Genomic DNA, 15,715 nt, shown 5'->3' on the forward strand with positions numbered 1-15,715 from the left:
AAACAATATTAACGGGATACGTAGTGGGGAAAGGTATGACAAATGAGTCCTCCTGCCCATTGCTTATTCTCCAACGAGCTATCCAGCGCAGTCCGTCTATTTCCGTCTCATAACTAGAAGCATCTGTAATTTTCCTCATATCCTCGCCCCATGAAAAATGGCAGTCAACACGACTGCCATTCCCCTCTAGACAGCTACGACTTCCACATCATAACCAGCCTGCCTGGCGCTACTTAGCAAGCTTCCGAGACTGCTCGTATCGAGACGACCATATTTATCATCTGCCGGCGCACTCTTGATACCAGCAAGGTAGGCGAGTTTATCAAACGCTGCAGATGCTGACTTTTTAGTCTGAAGGACCAATTCGGTAAAACTGTTACCTTCTACCTCCATGTCAGCGCCGCCCGCAGCTACCGGCGGGTGCCTGTACAGCATTGCAATTTCAGAGAGCTTACTCATAAACACCTCCAGGCTCATCAAACCAAGTTAATTTGCCGTCTGGTGAGCTTAAAAATATCGCCACCTGAACAACGGCAATCAAACAATTAGCAGACGACCAATTGCAGCGCAAGACAGCATTTTCACGAGAAGGTATCGAAGACACCTCAAAAATCACAAAAAAACAGACCCTAGCCAACAACGACAGAAAAAAGCGTCAGTAGTGACTGACAAAGTCACCTCGACCGTTGTTACCAAAGACCATATTTACAAACAGATAAACTTGCAAAAAAGTGCACTCACCCTCAACGAGCGACCATAGCTTCGACTGAAGATGTAGGACTATTCTTTCCAATAATCAAAAAAACCAAACACGACCCATTTTGAAACAGAATATGTATCCTGCTCTCAAAAGTTCTGCACCGACTATCTGCGCTTGTAACTCTTGCTCCCCCCAGGCGTCAGGCAGTAGACACCGCCTCGGGGGCCGGTGCAGTAGCTGCCACTGCCGCACTGGCAGCCTTCGGCGCTTTGCAGGCGTTGTTGGGGGCGCGCCAGGCTGGCAGCGTCACGCACGCCGAGCATGGCGGAGCAGTTCTTTTTCGAGGCGCTGATAGAACCGTCATTGCACAGGAAAGTCTCGCCATCACACCCGGCGATGCCACCCTTGCTGCCGGAACAGGGTGTGTTGGCGGCCAATGCCACACCACTGCCAACCAGCAGCGCCGCCAGGACGAAAGGCTGCAACAGGGAAAGGAATGAACGATTCATCGGGCGCATCCTTGCTGTAAAAAAGATGGCCCCATGATATCAATTCGCCTTGAACCTGTACCCTCACGGATAAGCGGTCTACAGCCTCAACCCGGCATGCACTGGAAGTCGCCGGTAGTGGCCACTTCCTTGCCATGGGAATCCAGCAGGCGCGCGCTGACTTCCTGGCCCAGGCTCGACTCCACCAGCTTGTAGTGTTCACCGGCCTTGAACTGTTTATAGGAAACCTGCCCAGAGCAATCTTCCTGGTTGCCGTCCCCGACCGGAATTTCCACCAGCATCACATCCAGTTTGTGCGCCCCCGGCGTCACTTCGAAAAAGCGCCCGTCGTCGATCGAATGGCCATCGACCTTTTCCGCCAACAGGTCATTCGGGGCTTCTTCCTGCAAGCCGATCCAGGCCTCGCTCGGATCGGCCTTGGGCAGCGGACCGGCACAGGCGGAGAGCAGGAAGGCCAGGCCAAGAGTCGGGATCAGCAGCAATGGTTTGAATGTCATGCAGAGTTACCTCGAAGATGAAATAGCGGTCAGATGCAGGAGAACGGATGGGACTCGGCTACCTGCCGGCCATGGTCGTTGACCAGGATCGCCCCGACGTCAGTGCCCGACCCCGACTCCACCAGGTGGTACTGCCTGCCGGCCTTGAACTGGTCGTACTCGACATGCCCGCTGCATTCAGGCTGGTCGAGGTTGCCGTTGGCCCCCTGGATCAGCGTGATCTCCAGGTTGTGCCTGCCGGGCGCCACTTCGAAATAACGGCCGTCATCCACGCGCTTGCCATCCACACGCTCGGCCATCAGGTTGTCGCTCGACTGGCCCTGCAGGCCGATCCAGGCCTGGCTCGGATCAGCCTTGGGCATCGGGCCGGCACAGGCCGAGAGCAGGCAAGCCAGGCCCAGGGCCGGGATCAACAGCAGCGGTTTCAGGTTCATCGTATGAATTCCTCTCACATTCATCTGGGATTTCGGCAGACGGGATCACCGTCGAATCGGCGCCAAGAGTGTCGAGCCAGAGCCTTTAAGACAAATGAATGGAAATGAAGGGAATTTCAGTTCTTATCTAAAAGATCCTTCATGTTGGTGAAAGCCAAACGTTAGGTTCCAGCGGCAAGACTGCCGGGGTTTGCAATTCCACGCTCCGGAGGTTCAAGGCATGCTCGGGCTGGTAAAGACCGCACTGCTCAAGCCGTACACGTTCATCGTGTTGGCGATTTTCATCTGCATCATCGGGCCGCTGGCGGCCCTGCGCACCCCCACCGACGTGTTTCCCGATATCGGCATCCCGGTGGTCGCGGTGGTCTGGCAATACAACGGCCTGTCGCCCGACGACATGGCCGGCCGGGTGATCTACACCTACGAGCGCTCGCTGAGCACCACGGTCAACGACATCGAACACATCGAGTCGCAATCGTTGCCCGGCATGGGCATCGTCAAGATCTTCTTCCAGCCGGGCGTCGACATCCGCACCGCCAACGCCCAGGTCACGGCGGTGTCACAGACCGTGCTGAAACAGATGCCGCCCGGCATCACTCCGCCACTGATCCTCAACTACAACGCCTCGACGGTACCGATCCTGCAGATGGCGTTCTCCAGTCCGACCCTGTCGGAAGCCAAGATCCGCGACCTGGTGCAGAACAACATCCGCCTGCCGCTGACCTCGGTGCCCGGGCTGGCATTGCCCACCCCCATGGGCGGCAAGCAACGCCAGATCACCCTCGACCTCGATCCCCAGGCGCTGGCCGCCAAGGGCCTGTCGGCGCAGGACGTGGGCAATGCCCTGGCGGCGCAGAACCAGATCATCCCGGTGGGGACCGCCAAGCTCGGCCCCTACGAATACACCGTGCTGCTCAACAACAGCCCGAAGGTGATCGATGAACTCAACGACCTGCCGATCAAGACCGTCGACGGTGCGCTGATCACCATCGGCCAGGTGGCCCACGTGCGTGACGGCTCGCCGCCGCAGACCAACATCGTGCGGGTTGACGGCCGGCGTGCGGTGCTGATGCCGGCGATGAAGAACGGCAATATCTCCACCCTGTCGATCGTCGATGGCATCCGCAGCATGCTGCCGCTGATCAACGAGACCCTGCCGCCAGAGCTCAAGACCTCGCTGCTGGGCGATGCCTCGGTGTTCGTCAAGGAGTCGGTGGGCAGCGTGGCCCGTGAAGGCATCATTGCCGCCCTGCTGACCAGCGCGATGATCCTGCTGTTCCTCGGCAGTTGGCGCTCGACCCTGATCATCGCCGCGTCGATCCCGCTGGCGGTGCTCTCGGCCATTGCCCTGCTGGCAGCCACCGGCCAGACCCTCAACGTCATGACCCTCGGCGGCCTGGCGCTGGCAGTGGGGATCCTGGTGGACGATGCGACGGTGACCATCGAGAACATCAACTGGCACCTGGAACAGGGCAAGGCGGTGAAGACGGCGATTCTCGACGGGGCGAAGCAGATCGTCGGCCCGGCCTTCGTCTCGCTGCTGTGCATCTGCATCGTGTTCGTGCCGATGTTCATGCTGCAAGGCATCGCCGGCTACCTGTTCCGGCCGATGGCCCTGGCGGTGATCTTCGCCATGGCCAGCTCGTTCATCCTCTCGCGGACCCTGGTGCCGACCCTGGCGATGTTCCTGCTCAAGCCGCACGTTCTCGAAGGCGGTGCCGGGCACCATCCCGAAGACGACTTCATCAACCACCACGAGGGCGACCAGCACGGCCGCCAACGCAATGCGCTGCTGCAGGGGCTGCTGAACTTCCAGCAAGGCTTCGAGCGCGGTTTCTCTGCGGTACGCGACACCTACCACGGCCTGCTGACCGTCGCCCTGGGTTGCCGTCGACGCTTCCTGCTCGGTTTCCTCGGCTGCGTGCTGGCGTCCTTCGCCCTGCTGCCCAGCCTGGGCGAGGACTTCTTCCCGGCCACCGACGCCGGCGCCCTGGCAATGCATGTGCGCCTGCCACTGGGCTCGCGGATCGAGGAAAGCGCCGCGGCCTTCGACCGTATCGAGGCACGCATTCGCGAGATCATTCCGCCCGAGGAGTTGAACAACATCGTCGACAACATCGGCATCCCGCTGAGCGGCATCGACATGGCCTACAGCGCCAGCGGCACCATCGGTCCGCAGGACGGCGATATCCAGGTCACGCTCAAGCCCGGCCACAAACCGACCGCCGACTACGTGAAGCAACTGCGCAACGCCCTGCCGGAAAGTTTCCCCGGCAGCCAGTTCGCCTTCCTGCCGGCGGATATCAGCAGCCAGATTCTCAACTTCGGAGCCCCGGCGCCGCTGGACGTGAAGATCTCCGGGCGCAACGCCGAGGAGAACCGCAAGTTCGCCGTGGAGCTGCAGCGTCGCCTGCAGCACGTGCCGGGCATCGCCGACCTGCGCATCCAGCAGTCCGAGGGCTATCCGTCGCTGCAGGTGAACGTCGATCGCATGCGGGCCAAGGGCCTGGGCATCACCGAGCGTGACGTCACCAACAGCATGGTCGCCTCGCTGGCCGGCAGCTCGCAGGTGGCCCCGACCTTCTGGCTCAACCCGGCCAACGGCGTGTCCTACGGCGTGGTCGCGGCGACCCCGCAATATCGCCTGGACAGCCTGCCCGCGCTGGAAGCCCTGCCGGTGACCGGCAGCAACGGCCAGTCGCAGATTCTCGGCGGCCTGGCGACCATCAACCGGGTGCCGAGCTCGGCGGTGGTGACCCACTACAACATTGAGCCGACCCTGGACCTCTACGCCAACGTCCAGGGCCGCGACCTCGGCGCGGTGGCCCATGACGTGCAGAAGGTCCTCGACGATGCCGCGTCGCTGCGGCCCAAGGGCGCGGTGGTCAGCCTGCATGGCCAGATCGATGCGCTGCATGAAGCCTTCAGCGGCCTGAGCTTCGGCCTGCTCGGCGCGGTAGTGCTGATCTACCTGCTGATCGTGGTCAACTTCCAGTCCTGGATCGACCCGTTCGTGATCATCACCGCCCTGCCCGCGGCCCTGGCCGGGATCGTCTGGATGCTGTTCCTCAGCGGTACCTCGCTGTCGGTACCGGCCCTGACCGGCGCCATCCTGTGCATGGGCGTGGCCACCGCCAACTCGATCCTGGTGGTGAGCTTCTGCCGCGAACGCCTGGCCGAACACGGCGATGCCCTCAAGGCCGCCCTGGAGGCCGGCTATACCCGCTTCCGCCCGGTCTGCATGACCGCCCTGGCGATGATCATCGGCATGTTGCCGCTGGCCCTCTCCCAGGAACAGAACGCCCCCCTCGGACGCGCCGTGATCGGCGGTCTGATCCTGGCGACCACTGCCACCCTGCTGTTCGTCCCCGTGGTGTTCAGCCTGGTGCATGGTCGTCAACAACCCACTCGCGCCGTAGCTGGAGAACTGACTCATGACTGATCGCAAACCCTCGGGCAAACGCCTGCTCTACATGGGCGTCGGCGGCCTGACCCTGGCAGCGCTGCTGGTGGCCAACGGGATTGCCGCGCGAACCCGCCACGAACGCGACGTCACCGCCTGGACCGAAGCCGCCGCGGTGCCGATGGTCAGCGTGTTCCAACCGACGCGGAACGCCGCCGGCGACACCCTGCGCCTGCCCGCTCGCCTCGAAGCCTGGAGCAAGGCACCGATCCATGCGCGGGTCAGTGGCTACCTCAAGGACTGGAAAAGCGATATCGGCAGCCAGGTCCAGGCCGGCCAGGTGCTGGCCCGGATCGACAGCCCGGACCTCGACCAGCAGGTCGCCCAGGCCCACGCCCACATGCTGCAGGAACAGGCCAACGCACGCCTGGCGCAGACTACGGCGACCCGCTGGAGGAACCTGGTGAACACCCACTCGGTGTCGCAGCAGGAGGCCGATGAAAAGAGCTCCAACGCGGCGGCGGCGCAAGCCAGTGCCCAGGCGGCCGAGGCCGACTACGCGCGGCTGTCGGCGCTGGAAGCCTACAAGACCATCCGTGCGCCGTTCAGCGGCACCATCACCGCCCGCAATACCGACATCGGCCAGTTGGTCAAGGCCGACAGTGACAGCGATCCGGAGCTGTTCGATATCGCCGATACCCGTCAACTGCGGCTCTATGTGCCGGTCCCGCAGAACTACGCCAGCGTCATCCGTCCGGGCCTGCAGGTACAGTTGAGCGTACCGGAACACCCCGGCAAGACCTTCAGCGCGCGTCTGGTGGGCAACTCCACCGCGGTCGACGCACGCTCCGGCACCCTGCTGGCGCAGTTCGTCGCCGACAACCCGGACAACGCGCTGCTGCCCGGCGACTACGCCGAAGCGACGATCCCGGTACCGGCCGATACCCATGGTGTGAGCATTCCCGCCAGCGCGCTGATCTTCCGGGCCAAGGGTACCCAGGTGGCGGTGCTGGACGCGCAGAAACATGTACACCTGCGTGATATCCATATCGGGCTGGACCTGGGTGAACGCCTGGTCATCGACCAGGGTCTGAAGCCTGCCGACACCGTGATCGACAATCCGCCGGACGCCCTGCGCGAAGGTGACCTGGTGAAACTCGCCGATGCCGGAGAACAGCATGCCCGCAAAGCTTAAACTCGCTGCCTGCCTGCTCCTGGTCGCCGGGCTGCAGGGCTGCTCGCTGGCCCCGACCTACAAGGTCCCGCAGATCGACCTGCCGGCCCGGTATCGCGAACAGACCAGCGATGGCCCCTGGCATCTGGCCAATCCGGGTAGCGCGTTGTCCTCTCAGTGGTGGCTGCTGTTCCAGGACGAGCACCTGAACGACCTGCAGCAACGCCTGCTCAAGGCCAACCCGGATCTCGCCGCGGCCCTGGCCCACTATGACGGTGCCCAGGCCTACGCCAGCCAACTGCATGCCGGGCTGTTCCCGCAGATCACCGCCAGCGCGCAGCCCGAACGCCAGCGCCAATCGGACAACCGCCCGCTGCGCGGCAGCACCCAGCCTTCGGTGTACAACAGCAACACCGCCGCTTTCGCGCTGAACTTCGACCTCGACCTGTGGGGCCGCATCCGCAACCAGGTCGCGGCCGGCGACGCCCAGGCCCAGGCCTCGGGCGACGACCTGGCGGTGGCCCGGCTGAGCCTGCAACAGCAACTGGCAAGCCTGTACATCCAGCTCAACGGCCTGGATGCCCAGAGCAGGATCCTCTCCAGCTCGCTGGACGACTACAGCCAGGCGCTGCAACTGACCCGCGACCGCTACGAAGGCAAGATCGCCTCGGAACTCGACCTGACCCGTGCCCAGAGCCAGTTGGCCGAAGCCGAAGCGCAACTGGACGAAGTGCGTGGCCAACGCAACCTCGCCGAACATGCGATCGCCGAACTGATGGGTGAACCGGCGAGCGACTTCCAGCTGGCGCCGACGCCCCAGATCCTGTCGATCCCGCAGGTACCAGGCGCCTTGCCGAGCAACCTGCTGCAACGCCGGGCGGACATCGCTGCTGCCGAACGGCGGGTATTTGCCGCCAATGCCGGGATCGGCGTGGCCAAGGCCGCGTGGTACCCCGACTTCAGCCTGACCGGCCTGATCGGCGGCCAGACCCAGGGCGTCGGCAACCTGCTGTCGGCGGGTAATCGCTACTGGGCGCTGGGGCCGCTGGTCAACCTGCCGATCTTCGATGGCGGCCGCATCAGCGCCCAGGAGAAACAGGCCAAGGCCGAGTTCGAGGAAGCTTCTGCCCAATACCGCAGTCACGTGTTGCGGGCGGTGCGGGAGGTCGAGGACAACCTGGCGCAACTGCGTGACCTGCAACAGGAGGCCCGTGATGAACAGGCTGCGGTCAATGCCGCCCAGCACACCCAGACCCTGGCGATGAACAGCTACCAGGCCGGGGCGGTGAACTATCTGGACGTGGTCACGGCACAAACCGCCGCCCTGCAGGCGCAACGACAGTTGCAGGCGCTGCAGACCCGGCAGTTGCAGGCCAGTGTCGGCTTGATGGTCGCGTTGGGTGGAGGGTGGCGCACCCAGAGCTGATACCAGCGGCGACTTTCTGCTGGCAGCCCCATGATGTGGCGAGCGGGCTTGCCCGCGCTGGGCTGCGTAGCAGCCCTAAAGTCAGCCACCTCGTTCTATCAGTCATTACGAGTCGCTGGTTTTGGGCTGCTTTGCAGCCCAGCGCGGGCAAGCCCGCTCGCCACAGGGGTCAGGGGGCTGGGGTCAGGGCGCCCTTGGCCACCGCCTCGGAAGCCGCCAGCATCGCCCTCAGCAGCACCGCACAGCCTGCCGCCAGGTCCTTGGGATCGGCGTTTTCGATTTCGTTGTGGCTGATGCCGCCTTCGCAGGGCACGAAGATCATCCCGGCCGGGCCCAGTTCGGCGAGGAAGATCGCGTCATGCCCCGCGCCGCTGACGATGTCCATGTGGGACAGGCCCAACCCCGCCGCCGCGTCACGTACCGCCTCGACGCAACCCTGGTCGAAGTACAGCGGCGGAAAGTCCGCAGTCGGGGTCAGCTCGAAACTCAGGCCGTGTTCTTCGCAAGTGTTGTCGATCACCTGCTTCACTTCGGCGATCATCGAATCCAGGCGCGCAGGCTCCAGGTGCCGGAAGTCCAGGGTCATGCGCACCTCGCCAGGGATCACGTTGCGCGACCCCGGATAGGCCTGCAGGCAACCGACCGTGCCGCAGGCATGCGGCTGGTGACCAAGCGCCGCACGGTTGACCGCCGCCACCACCGCCGCTGCGCCGACCAGGGCGTCCTTGCGCAGGTGCATCGGCGTCGGGCCGGCATGGGCCTCGACGCCCTTGAGCTTGAGGTCGAACCACTTCTGCCCCAGTGCCCCGAGCACGACGCCTATGGTCTTGCGCTCGTCCTCGAGGATCGGCCCCTGTTCGATGTGCGCCTCGAAATAGGCACCCACCGCATGACCGCTCACCGGGCGCGGGCCGGCGTAGCCGATGGCATTGAGTGCCTGACCGACGGTAATGCCCTCGACATCGGTCTTGGCCAGGGTTTCCTCCAGGGTGAATTTTTCCGCGAACACGCCAGAGCCCATCATGCAGGGTGGAAAACGCGAGCCCTCTTCGTTGGTCCAGACCACCACTTCCAGCGGCGCCTCGGTTTCGATACCCAGGTCATTGAGGGTACGCAGCACTTCGACGCCGGCCAGCACGCCGAAACAGCCATCGAACTTGCCGCCCGTGGGTTGGGTGTCGATATGGCTGCCGGTCATCACCGGCGGCAAGTCGGGATTGCGGCCGGGACGGCGGGCGAAGATGTTGCCGATGGCGTCGATGCTCACGCTGCAACCGGCCTCCTCGCACCAGCGTACGAAGGTGTCGCGGGCCTGGCGGTCAAGGTCGGTCAGGGCCAGGCGACAGACGCCGCCCTTGACCGTGGCCCCCAACCGGGCCAATTCCATGAGCGACTGCCATAGCCGCTCGCTGTTGACGTGCTGATGGTCGGACTGCAGAACGTTGCTCACTGCGTTCATGATGATCTCCTCAGTCAGTTCCTTGTTGTTCGCTCAGGTCGCCATGACCCATATGACCATGTACTGCCCTGGTGCCGAGGGGGCTTGCCCCCGCTCGACCGCAAAGCGGTCGCAAAACCCGCACAGACGCTCGGCCTGACACAGCGCGGCCACTGCCCCCTCATACCGAAGGCTTGGCCGCCACCACCGTCTTGCCACTGCCCAGCCGGCACAATCCGTAATACAGCACGCCCCCCAGCGCCGAGCCGGTGAACCAGCCATAGTCGTAGAACCAGCTGAAAGCGCTGCTGCCCAAGGACATCAGGGTCAGCACCACCGGCAGGCCGAAGGCGATGAAGCCGTTCCAGTTCCAGGCCGGGTACACGTCGTCGCGGTAGAGCCCGGCCAGGTCCAGGCGCTGCTGGCGGATCACGAAGTAGTCCACCACCATGATCCCGGCGATCGGTCCGAGCAGGCTGGAGTAACCCAGCAACCAGTTGGAATACACGGTCTCCAGGCTCACGTCCGAGACCAGCCAGCCGAGCTTCTTCAGCAACTCATGGCCCATCAGCAACAGCCCCACTACACCGGTCAGCAGCACGGCGGTGGTGCGATCGATCAGCTTGGGCGCGATGTTCTGGAAGTCGTTGGTCGGCGAGACGATGTTCGCCGCGGTGTTGGTCGACAGCGTGGCGATGATGATCAGCGCCATGGCAATGGCGACCCACACCGGGCTCTGGATATGCCCGATCAGGCTGACCGGGTCGGACACGGTCTGCCCCACCAGCGACGCCGAGGCGGCGGTCATCACCACGCCGAGGGCGGCGAACAGGAACATGGTCAGCGGCAGGCCGAAGATCTGCCCGAGAATCTGGTCCTTCTGGCTGCGGGCGTAACGGCTGAAGTCGGGAATGTTCAGCGACAAGGTGGCCCAGAACCCGACCATCGCCGTCAGCCCGGCGAAGAAGTAGCCGTAGACACTCGCCCCTTCAGGTCGCTTGGGCGGCTGGGCCAGCAGTTCAGTCAGCGAGATGTGTGGCAAGGCCCAGGTCAGCAGACCCAGGCCAACCAGCACCAGCAACGGCGCCGAGAGGGTTTCCAGGCGCTTGATCGACTCCGCCCCGCGCAGCACCACCCACAGGTTCAGCGACCAGAAGAGCAGGAAACCGATCACCTCGCCGGTGCCGCCGAGGGCCTTCCAGCCGGAGAAGATCGAACCGAGGAACAGGTGGATCGCCAGTCCGCCGAACAACGTCTGGATACCGAACCAGCCACAGGCCACCAGGGCCCGGATCAGGCACGGCACGTTGGAGCCGAGGATGCCGAAGGACGGTCGCAGCAGCACCGGGAACGGGATGCCGTACTTGGTGCCGGCGAAGGCGTTGAGGGTCAGCGGGATCAGCACCACGATGTTGGCCAGCAGGATCGCCAGCAGCGCCTCGCCCACCGTCAAGCCGAAATAGGCGGTGAGCACGCCACCGAGGGTGTAGGTCGGCACGCAAATGGACATGCCGACCCACAGCGCAGTGATGTGCCACTTGTTCCAGGTACGCTCCTGGACCCGGGTCGGCGCGATATCGTGGTTGTAACGGGGACTGTCGAGGACATCGTTGCCGGCTTGCAGCTCGTACAAGCCATCACGCTCGGTCACTTGCGATCTGTTCTGTTGCATTGGCCGCTCCACTGTTGTTCTGATTATTCGCTCATCAGGCCGGCTGGCGGACAGCACCACGCACCGGAAGATGGCCGGAGGTTCTGGGCAAAACTTGCCTGCACACAACACGACATCGACGGATCTGCCAGCCGGTCCTCGACGGCACTCAACATCCGTGCCGGGTTCCACGAGAAACCGGTTCGACTGATCCGCAAAACAGTTGCAACTTGCTGACTTCAATCAGCTTTATCTATTTTTCCAGCCAGTCCTTCGGTACTTGTCCTGCCACACTCAGGCCGAATGTGGACAAGGCTGACGAAACATCAGGACTCAAACTGGTGCAGCAAACTTTTTTCAATCGATGTTCATCACTGCCCGGCAACCGCTCAAGCAGCTGATTTGCCATGTAAAATCTCGCCTAGTTTTCAATCTTGTCAAGCGCGTCAAAATGGGGAGAGGCCTCACCATTTTGGTGATTTGAGTTTTATTTCTTTAAATTTCAAATAGTTAAAATAACTATAAGCTTATAGAAAATAATCTTGCTCATTTCATGATCAGCATCTAGATTTCATTCCTGACACCGCTGACAGGATTGAAACTTCCTCTCGGCACGCTTCCCGTAAAAAAATCCAGAGCCGGCCAGAACCGGTCAAGCCTGCGAGGAATTCGGTATGTCTGTGTTGATCCGTGGTGCCACCGTGGTCACCCATGAAGAAAATTTCCCAGCCGATGTGCTCTGTGCCGAGGGCTTGATCAAAGCCATCGGACAAAAACTGGACGTTCCAGCCGGCTGCCAGGTCATCGATGGCAGCGGGCAATACCTGATGCCTGGCGGCATCGACCCCCACACCCACATGCAGTTGCCCTTCATGGGCACGGTCGCCAGCGAGGACTTCTTCAGCGGCACGGCGGCCGGCCTGGCCGGCGGCACCACCTCGATCATCGACTTCGTCATCCCCAACCCGCAGCAGTCATTGCTGGAGGCCTTTCACCAGTGGCGCGGCTGGGCCGAGAAGTCCGCCAGCGACTACGGTTTTCACGTCGCGATCACCTGGTGGAGCGAGCAGGTCCGCGAGGAAATGGCCGAGCTGGTCAAGCACCATGGCATCAACAGCTTCAAACACTTCATGGCTTACAAGAACGCGATCATGGCGGCCGATGACACCCTGGTCGCCAGCTTCGAACGTTGCCTGGAACTCGGGGCGGTCCCCACCGTGCACGCCGAGAACGGCGAGTTGGTCTATCACCTGCAACGCAAGCTGCTGGCCCAGGGCATCCACGGCCCGGAGGCCCATCCGCTGTCGCGGCCGTCGCAGGTCGAAGGTGAGGCCGCCAGCCGGGCCATCCGCATCGCCGAAACCCTGGGCACGCCGCTGTACCTGGTGCACGTCTCCACCCGCGAGGCCCTCGACGAAATCACCTACGCCCGCGCCAAGGGCCAGCCGGTGTATGGCGAAGTCCTGGCCGGGCACCTGTTGCTCGATGACAGCGTGTACCGCCATCCGGACTGGCAGACCGCCGCCGGCTACGTGATGAGCCCGCCGTTCCGTCCACGTGGGCACCAGGAGGCGCTGTGGCACGGTCTGCAGTCGGGCAACCTGCACACCACCGCGACCGACCACTGCTGCTTCTGCGCCGAGCAGAAGGCTGCCGGACGCGATGACTTCAGCAAGATTCCCAACGGCACCGCCGGCATCGAGGACCGCATGGCGGTGCTCTGGGATGAGGGTGTCAACAGCGGCCGGCTGTCGATGCAGGACTTCGTCGCCCTGACGTCGACCAACACCGCCAAGATCTTCAACCTGTTCCCCCGCAAAGGGGCAATCCGTGTCGGTGCCGATGCCGACCTGGTGCTCTGGGATCCCCAGGGCACCCGCACCATCTCGGCCAAGACCCACCACCAGCAGGTCGACTTCAACATCTTCGAAGGCAAGACCGTGCGCGGCATTCCCAGCCACACCATCAGCCAGGGCAAGTTGGTCTGGGCCGATGGCGACCTGCGCGCCGAGCGCGGAGCCGGGCGCTATGTCGAGCGGCCGGCGTATCCGGCGGTGTTCGATCTGCTGAGCAAGCGGGCCGAGGCGCAGCGGCCGGTTGCGGTCGAGCGCTGAGTGCAGCGGAGCCAGTAAAGGCCTCTTCGCGGGCAAGCCCTGCTCCTACAGATTCGTGTCGTTCACATAACCTGAATTCGACACGGACTTTGTGGGAACAGGGCTTGTCAGGGCGCCGCTACGCCGCGAACAGGGCCCGTATGGCCAACCCAAGAATAAAACCAATGCCCACAGAGGCAGCCCATAAAAACCGTGAGGCCTTCACCGTGATCAAGACCCTGAGCCACCTCCCCCGTCCCAGTGAATCCCCGGCCGCCCTCGCCGCCCATTTCAGCGACCTGGCCCCACCCCTCACCGCACGCCAGGCCCACCTGGAAGCCTCGCGTTGCCTGTACTGCTACGATGCGCCGTGCGTCAACGCCTGTCCCAGCGATATCGACATCCCGTCGTTCATCCGCAACATCCACCAGGACAACGTCCAGGGTGCCGCCCAGAAGATCCTGTCGGCCAACATCCTCGGCGGCAGTTGCGCACGGGTCTGCCCCACGGAGATTCTCTGCCAGCAGGCCTGCGTGCGGAACAACAGCCATGAGTGCGCGCCGGTGCTGATCGGCCTGCTGCAACGCTTTGCCATCGACAATGCGCACTTCAGCAGCCACCCATTCCAGCGCGCGGCCAGCACCGGCAAACGCATCGCCGTGGTCGGCGCGGGCCCCGCGGGACTGTCCTGTGCCCACCGGTTGGCCATGCACGGCCATGACGTGGTGATCTTCGAGGCCCGGGAAAAAGCCGGCGGCCTCAATGAATACGGGATCGCCAAGTACAAGCTGGTGGACGACTTCGCCCAGCACGAACTGGAGTTCCTGCTACAGATCGGCGGCATCGATATCCGTCACGGGCAGAAACTGGGCAACAACCTGACATTGAGCGAGCTGCACCAGCAGTTCGATGCGGTGTTCCTGGGCCTGGGGCTGGCCGCCAGTCGCCAGCTCGGCCTGGCCGATGAAGAGGCGCCGGGGCTGCTGGCGGCCACCGAGTACATCAGTGAACTGCGCCAGGCCGAAGACCTCAGCCAACTGCCGCTGGCCAACCGCTGCATCGTCCTCGGTGCCGGCAACACCGCCATCGACATGGCGGTGCAGATGGCCCGCCTCGGTGCCCAGGACGTCAACCTGGTGTACCGCCGGGGCCTGGAGGACATGGGCGCCACCGTCCATGAGCAGGAAATCGCCAAGGCCCACCAGGTGCGCCTGCTGACCTGGGCCCAACCGGACACGGTCCTGCTCGACGAGCGAGGCCAGGTTCGCGGCATGCGCTTCGCCCGCACCCACCTGGAAAACGGACGGCTGCAGCGCACCGGGGAAACCTTCGAACTGGCAGCCGATGCCATCTTCAAGGCCATCGGGCAGACCTTCGATGACAGCGCCCTGGACGACCCGCTGGCCCGCCAACTGCAACGCCAGGGTGATCGCCTCCTGGTTGACGAGCACCTGCGCACCAGCGTGCCCGGCGTGTACGCCGGCGGCGATTGCACCAGCCTCGGCCAGGACCTGACGGTGCAGGCCGTGCAGCACGGCAAGCTGGCCGCCGAGGCTATCCATACCCAACTCATGCTCCATGTGGAGGCTGCATAAATGGCCGATCTCTCGATTGTCTTCGCCGGTATCAAGGCCCCCAACCCGTTCTGGCTGGCCTCCGCGCCGCCTACCGACAAGGCCTACAACGTGGTCCGGGCCTTCGAGGCCGGCTGGGGTGGCGTGGTCTGGAAAACCCTGGGCGAGGATCCGGCGGCGGTCAACGTGTCTTCGCGCTACTCGGCGCACTTCGGGCCCAACCGCGAGGTCATGGGCATCAACAACATCGAACTGATCACCGACCGCTCGCTGGAGATCAACCTGCGCGAGATCACCCAGGTCAAGAAGGACTGGCCGGACCGGGCGCTGATCGTCTCGCTGATGGTGCCCTGCGAGGAGCAATCGTGGAAACGCATCCTGCCGCTGGTGGAGGCCACCGGGGCCGATGGCATCGAGCTGAACTTCGGCTGCCCGCATGGCATGCCGGAGCGTGGCATGGGGGCGGCGGTGGGCCAGGTGCCGGAGTATGTGGAAATGGTCACCCGCTGGTGCAAGACCTATTGCTCGCTGCCGGTAATCGTCAAGCTGACCCCGAACATCACCGATATCCGCCTGTCCGCCCGCGCCGCCCATCGTGGTGGCGCCGATGCGGTGTCGCTGATCAACACCATCAACTCCATCACCAGCATCGACCTGGACCGCATGGTCGCCCTGCCCATGGTCGGCAGCCAGAGCACCCACGGTGGTTACTGTGGTTCGGCGGTCAAGCCGATTGCCCTGAACATGGTCGCCGAAATCGCCCGCGACCCGCAGACCCGTGGCCTGCCGATCTGCGGCATCGGCGGAATCGGCAGT

The 15,715-nt window shown here is 63.4% G+C and carries 13 protein-coding genes; 6 read left to right on the forward strand and 7 right to left on the reverse strand.

Going from position 1 to position 15,715, the window contains the following annotated elements:
• Nucleotides 1-186: 186 nt before the first annotated feature.
• From K675_RS0126520 to K675_RS0126535, 4 genes are all read right to left on the reverse strand, one after another.
• Nucleotides 187-459 carry a hypothetical protein gene (locus K675_RS0126520; protein ID WP_017906493.1) on the reverse strand — a complete coding sequence of 91 codons (273 nt, stop codon included), beginning with the start codon at nucleotides 457-459 and terminating at the stop codon, nucleotides 187-189.
• 405 nt (nucleotides 460-864) lie between these two features.
• Nucleotides 865-1,209, reverse strand: coding sequence for a hypothetical protein (locus K675_RS0126525; RefSeq protein ID WP_017906494.1), 345 nt, complete (start codon nucleotides 1,207-1,209; stop codon nucleotides 865-867).
• 86 nt (nucleotides 1,210-1,295) lie between these two features.
• Complete coding sequence (locus K675_RS0126530) at nucleotides 1,296-1,706, reverse strand: hypothetical protein (RefSeq protein ID WP_017906495.1); 411 nt, start codon at nucleotides 1,704-1,706, stop codon at nucleotides 1,296-1,298.
• Nucleotides 1,707-1,735: 29 nt separating this feature from the next.
• Complete coding sequence (locus tag K675_RS0126535; RefSeq protein WP_017906496.1) at nucleotides 1,736-2,140, reverse strand: hypothetical protein; 405 nt, start codon at nucleotides 2,138-2,140, stop codon at nucleotides 1,736-1,738.
• A gap of 220 nt (nucleotides 2,141-2,360) precedes the next feature.
• Between K675_RS0126535 and K675_RS0126540 the strand changes: the two genes are divergently transcribed.
• From K675_RS0126540 to K675_RS0126550, 3 genes are read left to right on the forward strand one after another with little or no spacing between them, the layout of a single operon-like run.
• The gene (locus K675_RS0126540; RefSeq protein WP_017906497.1) at nucleotides 2,361-5,582 is read left to right on the forward strand and encodes an efflux RND transporter permease subunit; all 3,222 of its coding nucleotides are present in this window, start codon (nucleotides 2,361-2,363) and stop codon (nucleotides 5,580-5,582) included.
• On the forward strand, nucleotides 5,575-6,738 hold the full coding sequence (locus K675_RS0126545) for an efflux RND transporter periplasmic adaptor subunit (protein ID WP_017906498.1): 1,164 nt from the start codon (nucleotides 5,575-5,577) through the stop codon (nucleotides 6,736-6,738). The genes K675_RS0126540 and K675_RS0126545 overlap by 8 nt, the downstream gene beginning before the upstream one ends.
• Nucleotides 6,722-8,143, forward strand: a complete 1,422-nt coding sequence (locus tag K675_RS0126550; protein WP_017906499.1) for an efflux transporter outer membrane subunit — start codon at nucleotides 6,722-6,724, stop codon at nucleotides 8,141-8,143. Before K675_RS0126545 ends, K675_RS0126550 begins: the two co-directional genes overlap by 17 nt.
• Nucleotides 8,144-8,312: 169 nt before the next feature.
• Here K675_RS0126550 and K675_RS0126555 read toward each other — a convergent pair whose 3' ends face one another.
• The 3 genes from K675_RS0126555 to K675_RS33230 form a co-directional block, all read right to left on the reverse strand.
• The gene (locus K675_RS0126555; RefSeq protein WP_017906500.1) at nucleotides 8,313-9,602 is read right to left on the reverse strand and encodes a Zn-dependent hydrolase; all 1,290 of its coding nucleotides are present in this window, start codon (nucleotides 9,600-9,602) and stop codon (nucleotides 8,313-8,315) included.
• A 160-nt stretch (nucleotides 9,603-9,762) separates the two neighbouring features.
• Complete coding sequence (locus K675_RS0126560; protein ID WP_017906501.1) at nucleotides 9,763-11,253, reverse strand: NCS1 family nucleobase:cation symporter-1; 1,491 nt, start codon at nucleotides 11,251-11,253, stop codon at nucleotides 9,763-9,765.
• A gap of 232 nt (nucleotides 11,254-11,485) precedes the next feature.
• Nucleotides 11,486-11,641 carry a hypothetical protein gene (locus tag K675_RS33230; protein WP_157383998.1) on the reverse strand — a complete coding sequence of 52 codons (156 nt, stop codon included), beginning with the start codon at nucleotides 11,639-11,641 and terminating at the stop codon, nucleotides 11,486-11,488.
• 265 nt (nucleotides 11,642-11,906) lie between these two features.
• On the opposite strand from K675_RS33230, the gene hydA reads away from it, so the two are divergent.
• From hydA to preA, 3 genes are all read left to right on the forward strand, one after another.
• Nucleotides 11,907-13,346, forward strand: a complete 1,440-nt coding sequence (hydA, locus tag K675_RS0126565) for a dihydropyrimidinase (protein WP_017906502.1) — start codon at nucleotides 11,907-11,909, stop codon at nucleotides 13,344-13,346.
• Between the two features lie 206 nt (nucleotides 13,347-13,552).
• Nucleotides 13,553-14,920, forward strand: coding sequence for an NAD(P)-dependent oxidoreductase (locus K675_RS0126570; protein WP_026145560.1), 1,368 nt, complete (start codon nucleotides 13,553-13,555; stop codon nucleotides 14,918-14,920).
• Nucleotides 14,921-15,715 (forward strand): NAD-dependent dihydropyrimidine dehydrogenase subunit PreA (preA, locus tag K675_RS0126575; RefSeq protein ID WP_017906504.1); only part of this gene is annotated, 795 nt, incomplete at its 3' end.

The sequence above is a fragment of the Pseudomonas fuscovaginae SE-1 genome, from assembly GCF_000364705.1.
In the GTDB taxonomy this organism is placed as follows: domain Bacteria; phylum Pseudomonadota; class Gammaproteobacteria; order Pseudomonadales; family Pseudomonadaceae; genus Aquipseudomonas; species Aquipseudomonas fuscovaginae_A.

Bases quoted from the DNA above. Each gene is read 5' to 3' on its own strand.
- K675_RS0126520 (WP_017906493.1), bottom strand. From the start codon at position 459: ATGAGTAAGCTCTCTGAAATTGCAATGCTGTACAGGCACCCGCCGGTA.
- K675_RS0126525 (WP_017906494.1), bottom strand. From the start codon at position 1,209: ATGAATCGTTCATTCCTTTCCCTGTTGCAGCCTTTCGTCCTGGCGGCG.
- K675_RS0126530 (WP_017906495.1), bottom strand. From the start codon at position 1,706: ATGACATTCAAACCATTGCTGCTGATCCCGACTCTTGGCCTGGCCTTC.
- K675_RS0126535 (WP_017906496.1), bottom strand. From the start codon at position 2,140: ATGAACCTGAAACCGCTGCTGTTGATCCCGGCCCTGGGCCTGGCTTGC.
- K675_RS0126540 (WP_017906497.1), top strand. From the start codon at position 2,361: ATGCTCGGGCTGGTAAAGACCGCACTGCTCAAGCCGTACACGTTCATC.
- K675_RS0126545 (WP_017906498.1), top strand. From the start codon at position 5,575: ATGACTGATCGCAAACCCTCGGGCAAACGCCTGCTCTACATGGGCGTC.
- K675_RS0126550 (WP_017906499.1), top strand. From the start codon at position 6,722: ATGCCCGCAAAGCTTAAACTCGCTGCCTGCCTGCTCCTGGTCGCCGGG.
- K675_RS0126555 (WP_017906500.1), bottom strand. From the start codon at position 9,602: ATGAACGCAGTGAGCAACGTTCTGCAGTCCGACCATCAGCACGTCAAC.
- K675_RS0126560 (WP_017906501.1), bottom strand. From the start codon at position 11,253: ATGCAACAGAACAGATCGCAAGTGACCGAGCGTGATGGCTTGTACGAG.
- K675_RS33230 (WP_157383998.1), bottom strand. From the start codon at position 11,641: ATGGCAAATCAGCTGCTTGAGCGGTTGCCGGGCAGTGATGAACATCGA.
- hydA (WP_017906502.1), top strand. From the start codon at position 11,907: ATGTCTGTGTTGATCCGTGGTGCCACCGTGGTCACCCATGAAGAAAAT.